Origin of the sequence: Desulfofundulus salinus, from assembly GCF_003627965.1 — a bacterium.
Classification (GTDB): Bacteria; Bacillota; Desulfotomaculia; order Desulfotomaculales; family Desulfovirgulaceae; genus Desulfofundulus; species Desulfofundulus salinus.
Genome location: NZ_RBWE01000001.1, coordinates 1,040,588 through 1,054,900, shown reverse-complemented (window position 1 = coordinate 1,054,900; position 14,313 = coordinate 1,040,588). Strand labels below are relative to the sequence as shown.

The window sequence follows — 14,313 nt, the reverse complement described above, 5'->3', positions numbered from 1 at the left end:
ACAAGCCCTCCTATCCCTGGGTAGAGGCAGAAAACTCCCGGCTCACCACCTGTCCCCGATCGCCCAGCACACCCAGATCCCGGCCATTTACCTGTACATTTACCACACCGGCATTGCCCAGCTTAACCCAGATGTGCTCCCTGGCCTGGAAGGACTTGGATTGGTTGGCCGCCACCTCACCGGTAAACATGGTTTTACCATCAACCACCACCCGCATCCAGCAGGTTTCGTCGGTAACGTTGAGCACCAGGTGAACCCCTTCCGGCGTGCGGTTATCGGTTCCGGTTGAAGTTGGTGCGGGGAAAGGAGCGTCCTGGTTTTGCGTATGACCGGTGTTCCCTGGGGACGACCTACCGGGTGTACCGGCGGGTTTATCCTGGGACACGACATCATAAGCCGTATCCCGGGTGAGACCAACGAGCCACCCGGCACCCCATAAGAGCAGGACGGCCAGGAGCAGTCCCGTTGCCACGTAAGCGAGGCGGCCAGAGGGCCAGCTCAGCCGCAGTTTTTTCTCGACTCCGGCAAGCGGCTGCGTGACAGGCTGTGTCTCCTCCAGAGGGAACATTTCCTCAAACCGGGCCACCAGGGCCTCGGCATCCAGCCCCAAAAACCTGGCGTAATTCCGGAGAAAACCCCGTACATAAACCCGTCCGGGCAGCACATCAAAGGCTTCCTCCTCCAGCGCCTCCAGGTATTTGCGGCGGATTTTCGTTTGTTCCTCAGCCTGCTCCAGGGACAACCCCCGGGCCTGGCGGGCTTCCCGTAGTATGTTTCCTATATCCATCGGGTTCACCTCCCTCTACCCGACCATATTCGGGCAGGCCTGTAATCCACTCCCTCACCCGGTTAACTGCCTCGTCCATATCAGCCGTGTTCACACAAAGGTCATAATCCGGGCTGGGCTCACCTGGATACCCGTAGAGAGGATCATAATATTTGGTCAAAAGATAGGAAAAAACCTGGTCAAATTCCCCCCCGGCCAGCAACTGGTTCAGCTCCGCCACGCGACGTGCTCCCAGATACTTTGCCAGGGCAGAGGTGGCCTCCTGCAAAGCGGGAATGTTTTGCTGGGGACCACTGGTATACTCCTGGCGGATACGCCTTACACGGTTTTCCAGGGAATCATAGAGCAGTACCCTGTACCCTTTTTCCATCGCCCTTAACACCACCGCCGGGACCAGCAGATTGCCCAGGCGGCGGCTTTCACATTCGACAACGAATACCCCTTTTTCCTCTGCCGCCATCAAGGCCCGGACAATAAGACCCTCGAACATTTTCTGGCTGGGGGAAGGGGGCAAGCCGATCTTGCCGTAAACCGAACCCCGGTGCCGGGCCAGGCCCTCCAGGTCTAACACGGGCAGACCCTGTTCCGCCAGGCGGCGAAGCAAAGTGGTTTTGCCCACCCCCGTCAACCCGTGGATTACCACTGCCTTTACAGGCAGTTCTTCTACCCCCAGGTAAGAGTTGACAAAGCGGCGGTAGGCCTTATAACCACCCAGGATGCGGTAGACGGCAAAGCCCATGACATCAAGGATGGCCGCGGCAAATTGACTGCGCAACCCTCCCCGCCAGCAAAAGAGGACCAGCCGTCTGCCGCGGGCCAGACGTTCTACAGTCTCGACCCAACGGGGAAGGCGGGGAGAAACCAGTTCCAAACCCAATTTACGGGCCTCTGCTGGCCCTTTTTCCTTATAGACAGTTCCGACCAGCGCCCGCTCCACATTATCCAGCAGAGGAACATTTACTGCCCCCGGGATGGTTGCCTCGCTGTACTCACCTTCCGAACGCACATCTACTACCAGAACATCCGACAAAGACAGGGCTTCGGCAACGTTGATATCTTTAACCATAATGTCACCTTACGTCGTACTGGCCACAATTATTACTTTTCCCTAGTATACTTTCCTTTCGCATTATGCTATTCCGGGCGTGTCTTTGGCGTAATCCACAAAGTGTTTTTCTACACTTAACGCCGGTTTCCTTTCGAACCACGAATTTTTAACCTACCTTTTTTTGAAAGTCTGCTTGAACTGCTCCAGGGTAATGAGCACGGACCGGGGCTTACTGCCCTCGTACCCTCCCACGATACCCTTCCTTTCCATAATGTCCATTAACCGGGCCGCCCGGGCGTACCCCACCCGGAGGCGTCTTTGCAACAGGGAAATGGATGCGTGGCCCGTTTCAATAAAAATTTCTACGGCCCGGGGCAACAACTCATCTTCCAGTTCCTCTTCCTGTTCTCCATGGCCTTCCTCATGAACGACCTGTGCTTCAAAGTGAGGGGCGGCCTGTTTCTTCAGGAAAGAAACAAGCGCTTCCACTTCCTGATCGGAGAGATAGGCTCCCTGGACCCGGATGGGTTTCGGCGCCCCCACCGGGAAAAAGAGCATGTCCCCCTTTCCCAAAAGCTTTTCCGCCCCGGCCATGTCCAGGATGGTGCGGGAATCAATCTGGGAAGACACGGCAAAAGAAATCCGGGATGGAATATTGGCTTTGATCAGGCCGGTTATGACATCCACTGAAGGGCGCTGGGTGGCCACTACCAGGTGGATGCCTGCGGCCCGGGCCATCTGGGCCAGGCGGCAAACCGCGTCCTCCACATCGGCCGGCGCTACCATCATTAAATCAGCCAGTTCATCGATGATGATTATAATCAACGGGAGTGGTCCCCGTGTCCCCGTACCCGTCTCCTGGCTGCGGCAGAGATCATTGTAACGGGTAATATCCCTTACCCCGGCCGCGGCAAAGAGTTCATAGCGGTGTTCCATTTCCTTAACGGCCCAGCGCAGGGAGGTGGCCGCCTTTTTGGGGTCCGTAACCACAGGCGATACCAGGTGGGGAATCCCGTTGTAGGTGGCCAGTTCCACCATCTTGGGGTCGATAATTAAAAACTTTACTTCGCCGGGCGTGGCCTTAAAAAGAATGCTGGCAATGATGGTATTCAGGCAGACACTTTTTCCGGAACCTGTTGCGCCGGCGATAAGCAGGTGGGGCATGCGGGCCAGGTCGGCCACTACCGGGTTGCCAGCAATATCTTTGCCCAGGGCCACGGTGAGCCGGGAAGGCGCCTGCTGGAAATCGGGCGTTTCCAGCAGTTCCCTTAAATAGACCATGGAAACCTCCCGGTTGGGCACTTCAATACCTACGGCCGCTTTGCCCGGAATGGGTGCCTCAATCCGCACGTCCGGCGCTGCCATGGACAGGGCAATATCATCGGCCAGGCCGACAATACGGCTGACTTTGATACCCGCCGGAGGCTGAATCTCATATCGGGTAATGGCCGGTCCCCGGGAAACCTGCACCACCCTGGCTTTTACCCCAAAGCTGCTTAGAGTTTCTTCCAGTATACGAATATTTTCGGTAATATCCCTGCTATTCTTGATGCTTTTGGGCCGTACCGGTTTGGAAAGCAGGCTCAAGGGAGGAAACTGGTAAGGGAAAGAGCCGGATGAAACCTCCTTTTCCCCGGCGGTTCCGCCGGATGGGGAAACGGGAGAAGGAACAATGCACAAAGCCCGGGTCATACCCGTATTGCTTGCATTACTGTTACCGGGCTTTTCACCGGTCACTTCCGGGCTGGCTGCTTCCCCGGTTGATATCCCCGGCCCGCTTTGATCAATGATCACCGGCCTGGGGTCGGGCTCTTCCACTATCTCTTCCGCTTCCGTGAATAACAAACCCCCAACGCGCTCGTAGAGATTTTTAAGAACCCCCATTAGCCTGGCTAACAATGTACTTAAAGAAACGTTACTGCTCAAAAGCACTCCCATCAAAGTCAAAGTAGCCAGGACAATGCAGGTGCCCGTAAAACCGAAGGAACGCTCCAGAAGGAAAAAGCAAACCGCCCCCACCAGGCCCCCCCCCTCCCCGGCCAGACCGGCCTCAAGGGAGTAATCCTGTGGCACCAGCATGTGTAACAGAGTGAGGGCCACCACAAAGAGCAGGACACCCCCGTAAAATCGCCGGCCAGCGGCTCTCCCGTAGGCCTTTCCCCGGATCAGTCTAAAGCCCCAAAAAGCGAGCAGGAGGGGGAAAAGATATCTTCCCTCTCCGGCTATTCCCCGCAGCATCCGCTCTACCCCCCAGCTGACCAGTCCTACGTCGGGGTTTGCCAGGCTGATCAAGGCCAAAAGGGCCATACAAATTAAACCAATGCCGGCAAGTTCGTACTTTTGCAGGTCTTTTACCGGTCTTACTTTCACTCAAACCAGCCTCCGTCCTAATTATATCACATTAAATGGTAATGTGCTGCATTTTATCTATATTTTACCACGAAAAAGAACATGGGCTTGTTATCTCCCGGGTAAATCAACAAATAAAAAAGCCCCCGGATTTTTCCGGGGACTGCCTTGCTTCCTAAGTTGGCGTCCTCGAGAGCCGAGCCGGCAACCTCAGCTCAAGGGGTGCTGTTACCGGCGCTCCACAAAATCGTTCGCTCTGGACAACGCCGTGCCTAAAGCAGGTTGACTTGAACATTTACTCTACCCGTTTTGCACCCGGCCCGTACCGGCAAGGCACCGGGCCAGTATCTCCGCCGTATGCATGACCTGTACGCGCGGATTTTGGCGGTCCATACCGCCGCCAATCTGCATCTGGCAACCCGGACAGTCCAGTGCCACTACCTCTGCCCCACTGCCCAGTACGGCCTGCAGCTTGCGGTCCAGGACAGATCTGGAAAGCTCCGGAAACTTAATGGAATAGGACCCCCCAAAACCACAACAGAGATCAGCGGGAGTCATTTCCACCAGTTCCGCCCCGGCGTCAATCAGCAACTGGCGCGGTTCACCGGTTACCCGCAGGCGGCGCTTCAAGTGGCAGGAATCGTGGTAAGTAACCTTTTTCTTCAGGGGTATCATGAACGTAACCAGCTTTTCCCTGTGAGCAAAAACAAAAGAGGAAAAATCCGTTACTTTTTCCGCCAGCGCCCTGGCCCGTTTGCTCCAAACCGGATCACCGGCCAGAAGTTCCGGATACAAGAACTTCAGGGCTTCGGCACAGGTGGGACAGGCGGTAAGGATATGCCCGGCATCTATACCCGCAAAAGCTGCAATATTTTGCCGTGCCAGCTCGGCAAAAATGTTCGTCAAACCGGCCTGTTTGGCCGGGTACCCGCAGCAGGTTTGTTGTTCCGGGTGAACGATTTCAAATCCCAGGGCCGCCAGGACTTTAGCTACCGACTCACCAATACCGGGGTAGACAAAATCAATCAGGCATCCCGAAAATATAGCTACGCGGCCGGTTGCCCTGTCCGGGCGGGGCAGGGTACCAACCCGATCCCGGAAGGGAATGTCGGCAATGGCGGGCAAAGTGCGTCCTTCGGTTAAACCGGAAAGGAAGAGGGGTAAGTGACGTATTTTCCCTCCCCTGGCAAAGGGTTTCTGCAACCGGGAAGCCGTTTTAAGAAGCCTGTGGAATAGCCTTCGATTGACCAGCACCCTTTCAAAAATTACTTTCTCAACATAGCCCAGGCCTTCCCTTTCAACCGTTCGCCGCCTGAGCTCGCTAATCAGGGCAGGCAGGTCAATGTTGCCCGAACAGTAATCCCGGCAGCGCCCGCAACCCAAACACAAGTTCTGCACCTGCTGCGCCTTTTGCGGGTCGGTGAAGAAGGCAGTGAGCACGGTCCCAATGCCGCCGGTATAAACATCCCCAAACACCCCCCCGACCAGCTGGTAAATGGGACAGACGTTTAAACAGGCGGCACAGCGCACGCACTGCAGGGCTTCTTTAAAAACGGGATCGGCGGCCATCCGGGTGCGGCCGTTATCCAGAAGAATGATATGCAGTTCCTTTTTCTCGTGGTAATTACCATCGGGGTCCACCGCGGGCACAGTACCGGTAATCATGGTCACGTAGGTGGTAATGTGCTGGGCCGTGGCACTGCGCGGCAGCACTTCCAGTATGGGTGCTATGTCCGTAAAGCAGGGCACCAGTTTTTCCAGGCCGACGATGATTACGTGCACCGGGGGCAGGGTAGTGGTCAACCGCCCGTTGCCTTCATTGGTGACCATGACGATGGTACCCGTTTCGGCCACGGCAATGTTGGCACCGGAAATGCCCATCCAGGAGGAAAGGAATTTCCTGCGCAGCTCCCTGCGGGCCAGCTGGACCATGGAGGAAATCTCCGGTTCTACCGGCTTTTTAATTTCCCGGCTGAAAATTTCAGCCACTTCGTTCCGGCTCATGTGAATGGCCGGCATGACCATGTGGGAAGGCCGTTGACAGGCAAGCTGGATGATCCACTCACCCAGATCCGTTTCCACGGCATCCAAACCCTGTTCCTTTAAATATTTGTTTAAATGGATCTCCTCGCTGGCCATGGACTTGGACTTGACGATGGTCTTGATGCCCCTGGACCTGGCCAGCCGGGCAATGTACTCCCGGGCATCCTGGGCGGTAGCCGCCCGGAAAACAGTGGCGCCACGACGGGTAGCCTCCCGGGTAAATTGTGCGGCCAGCTCTTCCATGCGTTCCGCCGCTTCCCGTTTAATCCGGGCTACTTCCCGGCGCAGTCCCTCAAAATCCTTATGCCGGTAAGCCTGTTCCCGGGCAATGACATAGTTATCGGCAAACTTTCCCAGGGCGGAACAAACATTTGTATTGGCCAGGGCCTCCCGGGTCGCCTGCCGCAAGGCTGCCTTACTCACCGGCATCCCCTCCCTCGTCAATAAAAATGACCACCACTTTGCCCGGCCCGTGCACGCCAATGGTGAGCACGCGCTCGATATCCGCCGTACGGCTGGGGCCGGAAACAAAGGCCAGGTAACCGGGGATTTGACCCCGGGCCGCCAGGTTATTGATTGCTTCCTGCAGAGTACCCACCAGCCGGTTGGTGGATACCAGGGCCAGGTGTGCGGGAGGAAGCATGGACACCAGCCGCCGGTTAATCTCAGTGGCGTCCTGCACCAGCGTCCCCGTCTCCGCGATGGCCATTTCAAAGGACGAAATACCCAGGTCTGCCGCCTCGGCCCGCTCCCGGGGGTTACCGCCGGTAACTTCCGCTCCGGCCCCGGCTACTGCTGCCGCCAGGTCAAGGGCGGTTACAAGAGGTGATTCGGACAGGGCGACCTTTCTCACACCCATCTCCTGAACCAGCTTACCCACCAGTTCCCTGGCTTTAGCCAGATTGGGCACCCGGTAAACTTCAGTTCCCAAGGCCCGGGCCCTGGTAACAAATTCCTCGTATAGTTGCTCCAGATTCCGGTTAGCATCCGGCAATACCGCTTTGTTTAAAGCCACGGGCTATTCATCCCTTTCTCGGAAGATCCCGGCCGGATCATTCCATCCGGCCGGGTCAAATACCTCCTTTTTAATGTCTTCTATGCACTCCGGCGACCGTTCAAGGCGTCCAGAGAGCTCCTCTGCCGGGAAGCGACCAATCCCAGGATCACTATGAATATTCCCGTAACCATGAGGATGGTTGTCCCTCCGCTAACCGCCTTGGCTGTCGCCGCAGCCGTACTGGCCATGGTCAGTGGCGGTATCATCCAGGTTAGAACGTAAGCCTGCAGGTAGGTGATCATCGAGATAATCAGGGCAAAGAAGATACTGTGCGCCAGGGTAAAGCGGAACAGGTCGCCTTCCCTACCCACCAGGCCTGTAGCGGCCGCTCCCACGGCAATACTCTGGGGCGAAATCATCTTGCCGGCCACTCCGCCGCTGCTGTTGGCCGCCACGGTAAGTACCGGGTTTACTCCGATTTGTTCGGCGGTAATCTGCTGCATCTTACAGAACAGGGCGTTGGAGGAAGTGTCGCTACCGGTTATCACCACTCCCAGCCAGCCCAGGATGGGGGCCACAAAGGGGAAGAAGCTGCCGGTTACGGTGAAGGCCTTCCCCAGGGTGGGGGTCATGCCGGACCAGTTGGCCACAAAGGCAAAGCCCAGTACGGAAGCGATAGTCAACAGGGCAAAGCGCAGGTCCTTTAAGGTTCTTGCAAAGACCTCCAGGAACTGGCCGGGGCCGATCCGCAGGATCATGGCGCTGATGATGGCCGAAATCAAAATGGCCGTCCCACCGGCAGAGAGCCAGTTGAAGTTGTACACCACGCTCATGGGCTTACCGCCAGCAATGATGGCCTGATCCAGGCCACTGAATACAATTTTGATGGATACCGTATCCAGGACCGCCTTGACCGGCTTCAGACCCCAGTCACTGATCAGCACCGTCAACACGATAAAGGGAGACCAGGCCTTGAGCACCGCCCCGGCGGAATGCTTTTTCACTTTCAATGTGGCCTGGGGCTCATCGGCAAAACGCCAGACTTTCTTCGGTTTCCACACCCGGAGCAAGAAAACCAGGGCAACTATGGAAACCAGGGAGGAAAGGATGTCCGGCAGCATGGGCGTCATATAGTTGGAAGAAAACCACTGGGCCACGGCAAAGGAAACGCCGCTGACCAGGATGGCAGGCATGACTTCCATAGCTCCCCTCCACCCGGCCATGATGAAGACCAGCCAGAAAGGTACAAAGACCGAAAGGAAGGGTAGCTGACGGCCGACCATCTGGCTGATGGCCATGGCATCGATACCGGTTACCGCACCGGCAGTAATGATGGGAATACCGATACCGCCGAAGGCCACCGGGGCAGTGTTGGCAATCAGGCAAATACCGGCGGCATAAAGGGGGTTGAAACCAAGGCCGGCCAGCATGGCCGCTGTAATGGCCACAGGTGTTCCGAAGCCAGCCGCCCCCTCCAGAAAGGCACCGAAGGAAAAGGCAATTAACAGCGCCTGCAGGCGGCGGTCTTCAGTAATGGAAGCAATGGAATCTTTGATTATTTCAAACTGGCCGGTTTTCACCGTAAGGTTATACAGGAAAACTGCCGTAACCACTATCCAGCCAATGGGGAAAAGTCCCACCATCGCGCCGTAAAGGGCGGTTAAAAACGCCATGTTTGCCGGCATGCCATGAACTACTATGGCCAATACTAAGGCCAGGGACAGGGTGATAAGACCGGCAATGTACCCTTTCATCCGCCATATGGCCAGGGCACAGAACAAAAAGATGATGGGCAGGGCGTCTACCAGAGCCGAAAGACCCGGGTTGCCCAGGGGGTTGATTGCCTGTGTCCACGTCATGGCATAATTCCTCCTTATTAATAAGTTTTACAAGAAAGTGATTAGTCCGAAAACTCGACTTGAAGTGATACATGTTAATTATCAGTCCTTTATAACTCCCACCACCCTTTCATCATATTTTTGAAGTCTGTGCCAGCATATAATATGGTGGCCTGACCATCAAGATTTATAATTCTAGAAGATAATAAATTTTCCTTCTTCGACAATCTTTTTCTTTCCCGAAAATCACGTTTATTTTTAAAAAAGCGACAGTGATAGAGAATGACTCACCTCCACAATTACACCAGGCCGCGGCTCTCACAGCAACATAAAGGCCAGGAAAAGCATCACATGAAAATCAGTATATCTTAACAGTCGGTGGCCTGACCAATTCTCAAAATTATTCTATGCAGGCTAATAAAATCCTTCTGGATAACGAAATTTTCGCAAAAAAGTTCCCCTAAAAAGGGGGACTTGTCGAATTAAATTTTTGCAAAAATATCAATTTTGATTTTGTCGAAGCTTATGCAGGTTGACCCGAAGCAGTTCCACCTCCACCTTCCACAGGTGCTGGTACATTAATTCCCTGGCCCGGTACCTATCCCGCGCGGCAACGGCCAGGTAAATATCCCGGTGCTCTTCAAATAATCGCCGGGCGGTGCCGGAAGTGGCGGAAAGCCAAAGCGCCCGGGTCACCTTTAACGTTTGACCGATAATCTCCTGAACGGTATTCATCAAGCGGCTTAACAAGGGGTTCTGGCTGGCTTCGGCCAGGGCAAGGTGAAAGCGCAAATCCAGCTGCTCGGCTTTCTCTCCTGCGGGGAGATCTTCTTCCATCTCTTCCACCACTGCCTTCAGTTCCTGCAACAGTCCGGGAGTACATCTTTCGGCAGCCAGGCCGGCGGCCTCTACTTCCAGGGCCTTGCGCACCTCCAGAATATTTTGCAGTTTGTCTTTTTCCAGCAGCAAAATAAAGGTGAGGGGTTCAATAACGGCGTTGGAGGCAGGCCGCTTGATGTAAATCCCTTCTCCATGCCTGATTTCCAGAATGCCGGCCAGGTTCAAGGCGGAAAGAGCCTCCCTCACCGAGGCCCGGCTCACCTGTAACCGTTCGGAAAGCTCCCTTTCCGTAAGTAATTTATCACCGGGTGCCAGCTGGCCTTCAATGATCAGTTTCTTGATCTGTTCCAGAATGCTTTCAGAAGTGCGTTTAGTTTTTACTGGTTTAAATTCGGCCTTCATTTGCTCCTACCCCAATGTTTTATCTGACTCCGGCAAGAGCCAGGACTATTACCGCCGCCCCCAGGATCAGGCGGTACCAGATAAAAATGCCGAAACTATGGCGGGTGAGAAAACGCAAAAGAAATTTAATGGAAATAAAACCCACCACCGCCGAAACAGCCACGCCAACTAAAAAAGAAAGGTTCAGGTCGGCGGGAGTTAATTTGGGCAACTGCATTACTCCAGCCCCGAAAATGATAGGCGTAGACATGAGAAAAGAAAAGCGGGCTGCCGTTTCCCGATCCAGGCCGGCCATGCGCCCCACGGCCATGGTGATGCCCGAGCGGGAAACTCCCGGGATGATCGCCAAAGCCTGAGACAGGCCGATCCAGAGGCTTTCCCCCAAACCAACCTCTTCCAATCGCTTGTAAGCGGGAGCCCGGGTATCAGCCAGATAAAGGATTACCCCCATGACTATGAGCATGATCCCAATTACCAGGGGCTCCCGGAAAATTGTTTCCGCCTGTTCCTCAAACATGTAACCAATGGCCGCACCGGGAATGGTGGCGACCACTAAATACCAGAACAAACGGCCTTCGGTGGTACGGCGCCGCAGCAAACCATCGTGCATCAAAATTAACCAGTCCTTCCAGAAAAAAGCCACCACGGCCACCAGAGTACCCACATGCAGCGCCACGTCAAAAGTTAATCCCGCATAATGCCAGCCCATCAACCAGGGAACAAGCACCAGGTGGGCCGAACTGGAAATGGGCAAAAACTCACCGACTCCCTGGACTACGCCCAGGATTACGGCCTCAAACAAGCTCAATTAAATCACCCCGTGTGTAATTGCTTCCAGTTATACAACACTAACTCTATCATTATAGCATAATGGTAAAATATATGGCTAGATAGATGTTCAAAAAGTTGACATATCAAATTGTAAAGCGACGCTAAGGCGGGCCAAAAGCCTCTCCCTACAAAACAATTAGGGCTGGCATCGCCCCCGGCCGGTGGAAAACCCGGCCTTTCACGAATGTCAGCCCGTCTGGGTACATCTAAATAACTTTACTACTACGCCGGGATAAAGATCGCTTCTGAGATAATCCAGGGGATCGGTACTTAAAAGGCGTACCACCCTGCCCTCTCCGGGCCCGGTGTCCTGAACCAACACAGGCACGCCATCAATGTTTACCTCTCTGGTGGGAGCATGCTGCATTTCCTCCAGGCCTTCAAAAACTAACTCTAACTGCATGGGAGTATATAAGATCACTGTACCGGCACCCCATTTCGCAGTTTCCATTCCTCAATCATTAACTTAAGCTTATTTACCGCCTGCCCTACTCCTCCCACCTCATCGATCAGGCCCTTTTCTACCGCTTCCCGCCCTATGAGAACTGTCCCAATATCCCGGGCCAGTTCCCCCGTGCGAAACATTAGATCGCGAAAAGAGGCTTCGCTGATGCGGGAATGCTGGGTTACGAAGCGCACCACCCGGTCCTGCATCTTGTCCAGATACTCGTAGGTTTGGGGTACACCTATAACCAGACCATTTAAACGAATGGGATGAATGGTCATGCTGGCTGTTTCAGCAATGAAACTATACCGGGCGGCGACGGCTATGGGCACCCCGATGCTGCCCATGTCGCTACCCCCTGATAAAGAGCGAAGGACGGAAACTTTCCGCCCCGTTAAAACGTTGCCAGCACCTTGAGTTCGAACCTTTCCTGCTCCAGTTTTTCTTCCCGCCCCAGGAATTCGGCAAGGTCGACATTATAATGAATCTCAATCTTATCCCGGTACAAAACCACCTTGCTGATGATCTGGGCGAGCATCTGCTTTTTCGTCTCGACCGGGGCCTCCATGAACAGCTTGAACCAATGAGGGGCACGCATGGAAAATTCCATCAGCTGGCTTCTCCGATGCTTCTCCACGCGCGCCTGCGACTTTACTTCTTCAAGCTCCTTTTCTAGTGATTCTACTATCCTGCCGTATTCGTTCACTTTCTCAGCCAGCAGTTGCTCCGAATACAAACTGCCGTCCGGATCGGCGAAATAATCGTCCAACCGTCTTACCCAGGCATTATAGATTTTCCTGTTTTTGCTTAACTCCTTCTCCAGGGCCTTCACCCGATTTGTCGCTTCAGCCAGGTAGTCCACCTGCTTCTGTTCAACATACTGTAAAAGATCTTCACAATTCAACCCGGACAGGAAATTTTCAAGTTCCTGGAGGAAAATTCGGTCTATCTTTTTCTGGGAGTACGATCCCTGCCCTTCACACAGCTTCTCTCCCCCACCCACCCGGGCGTGGGTAACACACCTGTAAACCCTTTTTTTACAGGGGTATACCTTGCCGTTACGTTTGCGCCAGTTATGGCCGGAGCTGATAAAGCCGCGGCCGCAGTAACCGCACACAAGAAAACCGGTCAGGAGTGCACTGCTGGACATGGCGCGGGGATTGGGAGTTCCTCCTTTTTGTGTTTTCGACATACAATTTTCCTGCATCTTGCGGATTAACCGTTGCCATGTTTCCAGGGGAATAATGGAATATTCGGGTACCGGCTTCGGGTTTCCATTCTGATCCCGGGGAATGATGAAATTGTTCAGGTCCGTATATCCTTTGATGCGAACCCTGGAAGTGGGAGTGTTTCCCGGTTTCGTCCTGTCATAGGCCGGAAGCCCGCAGATTATTGGGTTCTGAAGCACCTGCCGCACCCGGGTGTCGGTCCACAACCTGCCTTCCCGGGTGCGGTACCCATGTTCGTTCAACGCAGCGGCTATCCTTTTGCTTCCCAAGCCTTCTTCCAGGTAGAGTCTGCACATTTCCTTAATCACCGCGGCCTCTTCCCGATCCACTTCCAGCGGCAAACCTTTTTTGGACTCGGATAGCCTGAACCCGTATGGAGGGCGGCCACCGGTCCAGCATCCCTGTTTGGCTTTCTGCCGCATAACATGAGACACGCGAATTCTGGTGTTCACACTTTCCGTCTCCGATTGCCACCCTTCGATAAACCGCAGGAGCTTGTCATACTGGTCCTTAAGCTCCAGCTTTTTACCTCCAGGCACATCGGCGACGGCGATGACCTCGACACCGGCACGGTGAAGCTGCCATAAGACTATCGGGTACTCCAGGCTTTTGCGTGAGAGGCGGTCGGCCTTAAATACAAGCAGAATCTTAAATTTACCCATTAACGCGTCGGCAAGAACGTTCTGCAGGATGTCTCTGTCGTCTTTGCTGTATTTAAATGCTGATACGCCTTCCTCCGCGTATTCTTTCACAAGTTCCCATTCCGGATGTTGTGCAACGAATTCGCGTATTACGTTTGCCTGAAGCGGTATGCTGTCTTCCTCGTTATTTTTCAACTGCTTGGCGGTCGATACCCTGTATAATGATGCTACCGGAATGGTCATGGAAAGCACCCCTACTTCGTGATTTCCTCCAGAATAAGTTGGGCCGCTTTAGCCTTGAAATTTACCATGCGTTCCCTGGAATCGGGCACGGGTATGAAAACATTCTCCACTTTCATACCCGACACGGGGTCATGCCTTCTTAATTTCATGTGGCCCAGGCCTTCTTCTACAATATATTCTACATCATTTATCAAAACCTTCCCGGGCAATTTTGACATATCATCCCCTCCTTATCGCATAGAGTCTCCGGAATGAAATAAAGTATGTCCCGACGATTTGAAACGCAAACTATCTGCGGCTCATGCCTACCAGGGCACCCCGGCCCGCACGGCACCGGACGCACCCGTTGTTTCCTCTCCTTTTATTGCCGTTTTGCTGGAGGCATCGTACGAGATTTGATTCTCAGAAGGTGTAAAGGTTTCAAGTTCAGCAACAGTTGTATTACAAACATCGGGCTCTTCGAATATAAGCCTGGGATGTTCAGGACTTCCCGCCTCCGATTTGATTCTGTTTAAGCGCTTTAAATCTTTTGCTTCGGGAAAGTTTTCATAATCCAGCACCCGCAGTTTTGCGGGGGGCGTACCGTCCGGCAGGAAGGCCAGGCAGAACTTCGAACGCAT

General features: G+C 54.1%; 11 protein-coding genes and 2 pseudogenes. All 13 read right to left on the bottom strand.

Annotation, left to right across the window (positions count from 1 at the left end):
* Positions 1 to 10: 10 nt before the first annotated feature.
* On the bottom strand, positions 11 to 787 hold the full coding sequence (locus tag D7024_RS05470) for a helix-turn-helix domain-containing protein (RefSeq protein WP_121450883.1): 777 nt from the start codon (positions 785 to 787) through the stop codon (positions 11 to 13).
* Positions 723 to 1,853, bottom strand: coding sequence for a tRNA 2-selenouridine(34) synthase MnmH (gene mnmH / locus D7024_RS05465; protein WP_121450882.1), 1,131 nt, complete (start codon positions 1,851 to 1,853; stop codon positions 723 to 725). Before mnmH ends, D7024_RS05470 begins: the two co-directional genes overlap by 65 nt.
* Before the next feature lie 153 nt (positions 1,854 to 2,006).
* Complete coding sequence (locus D7024_RS05460) at positions 2,007 to 4,205, bottom strand: FtsK/SpoIIIE family DNA translocase (RefSeq protein ID WP_121450881.1); 2,199 nt, start codon at positions 4,203 to 4,205, stop codon at positions 2,007 to 2,009.
* Positions 4,206 to 4,484: 279 nt separating this feature from the next.
* Positions 4,485 to 6,650 carry an L-lactate dehydrogenase (quinone) large subunit LdhH gene (ldhH, locus tag D7024_RS05455; protein ID WP_121450880.1) on the bottom strand — a complete coding sequence of 722 codons (2,166 nt, stop codon included), beginning with the start codon at positions 6,648 to 6,650 and terminating at the stop codon, positions 4,485 to 4,487.
* Positions 6,643 to 7,242, bottom strand: coding sequence for a LutC/YkgG family protein (locus D7024_RS05450; protein WP_121450879.1), 600 nt, complete (start codon positions 7,240 to 7,242; stop codon positions 6,643 to 6,645). Before D7024_RS05450 ends, ldhH begins: the two co-directional genes overlap by 8 nt.
* A gap of 80 nt (positions 7,243 to 7,322) precedes the next feature.
* Positions 7,323 to 9,083: an L-lactate permease gene (locus D7024_RS05445; RefSeq protein WP_121450878.1), complete on the bottom strand. Its 1,761-nt coding sequence runs from the start codon at positions 9,081 to 9,083 to the stop codon at positions 7,323 to 7,325.
* A gap of 480 nt (positions 9,084 to 9,563) precedes the next feature.
* Entirely contained in the window at positions 9,564 to 10,304 is a 741-nt protein-coding gene (locus D7024_RS05440) for a FadR/GntR family transcriptional regulator (protein WP_121450877.1), read from the bottom strand.
* 19 nt (positions 10,305 to 10,323) lie between these two features.
* Complete coding sequence (gene uppP / locus D7024_RS05435) at positions 10,324 to 11,112, bottom strand: undecaprenyl-diphosphatase UppP (protein ID WP_121450876.1); 789 nt, start codon at positions 11,110 to 11,112, stop codon at positions 10,324 to 10,326.
* Positions 11,113 to 11,322: 210 nt separating this feature from the next.
* Positions 11,323 to 11,556 (bottom strand): YlzJ-like family protein, encoded by a 234-nt coding sequence (locus D7024_RS05430; RefSeq protein WP_121450875.1) that lies wholly within the window; start codon positions 11,554 to 11,556, stop codon positions 11,323 to 11,325.
* A pseudogene (locus D7024_RS05425) lies at positions 11,553 to 11,921 on the bottom strand (ClpP family protease); the annotation flags it as partial. The pseudogene D7024_RS05425 and the gene D7024_RS05430, both read right to left, overlap by 4 nt.
* Before the next feature lie 53 nt (positions 11,922 to 11,974).
* Entirely contained in the window at positions 11,975 to 13,693 is a 1,719-nt protein-coding gene (locus D7024_RS05420; RefSeq protein WP_125185628.1) for a recombinase family protein, read from the bottom strand.
* Positions 13,694 to 13,704: 11 nt separating this feature from the next.
* Positions 13,705 to 13,911: a hypothetical protein gene (locus tag D7024_RS05415; protein WP_121450873.1), complete on the bottom strand. Its 207-nt coding sequence runs from the start codon at positions 13,909 to 13,911 to the stop codon at positions 13,705 to 13,707.
* 87 nt (positions 13,912 to 13,998) lie between these two features.
* A pseudogene (locus D7024_RS05410) lies at positions 13,999 to 14,313 on the bottom strand (hypothetical protein); the annotation flags it as partial.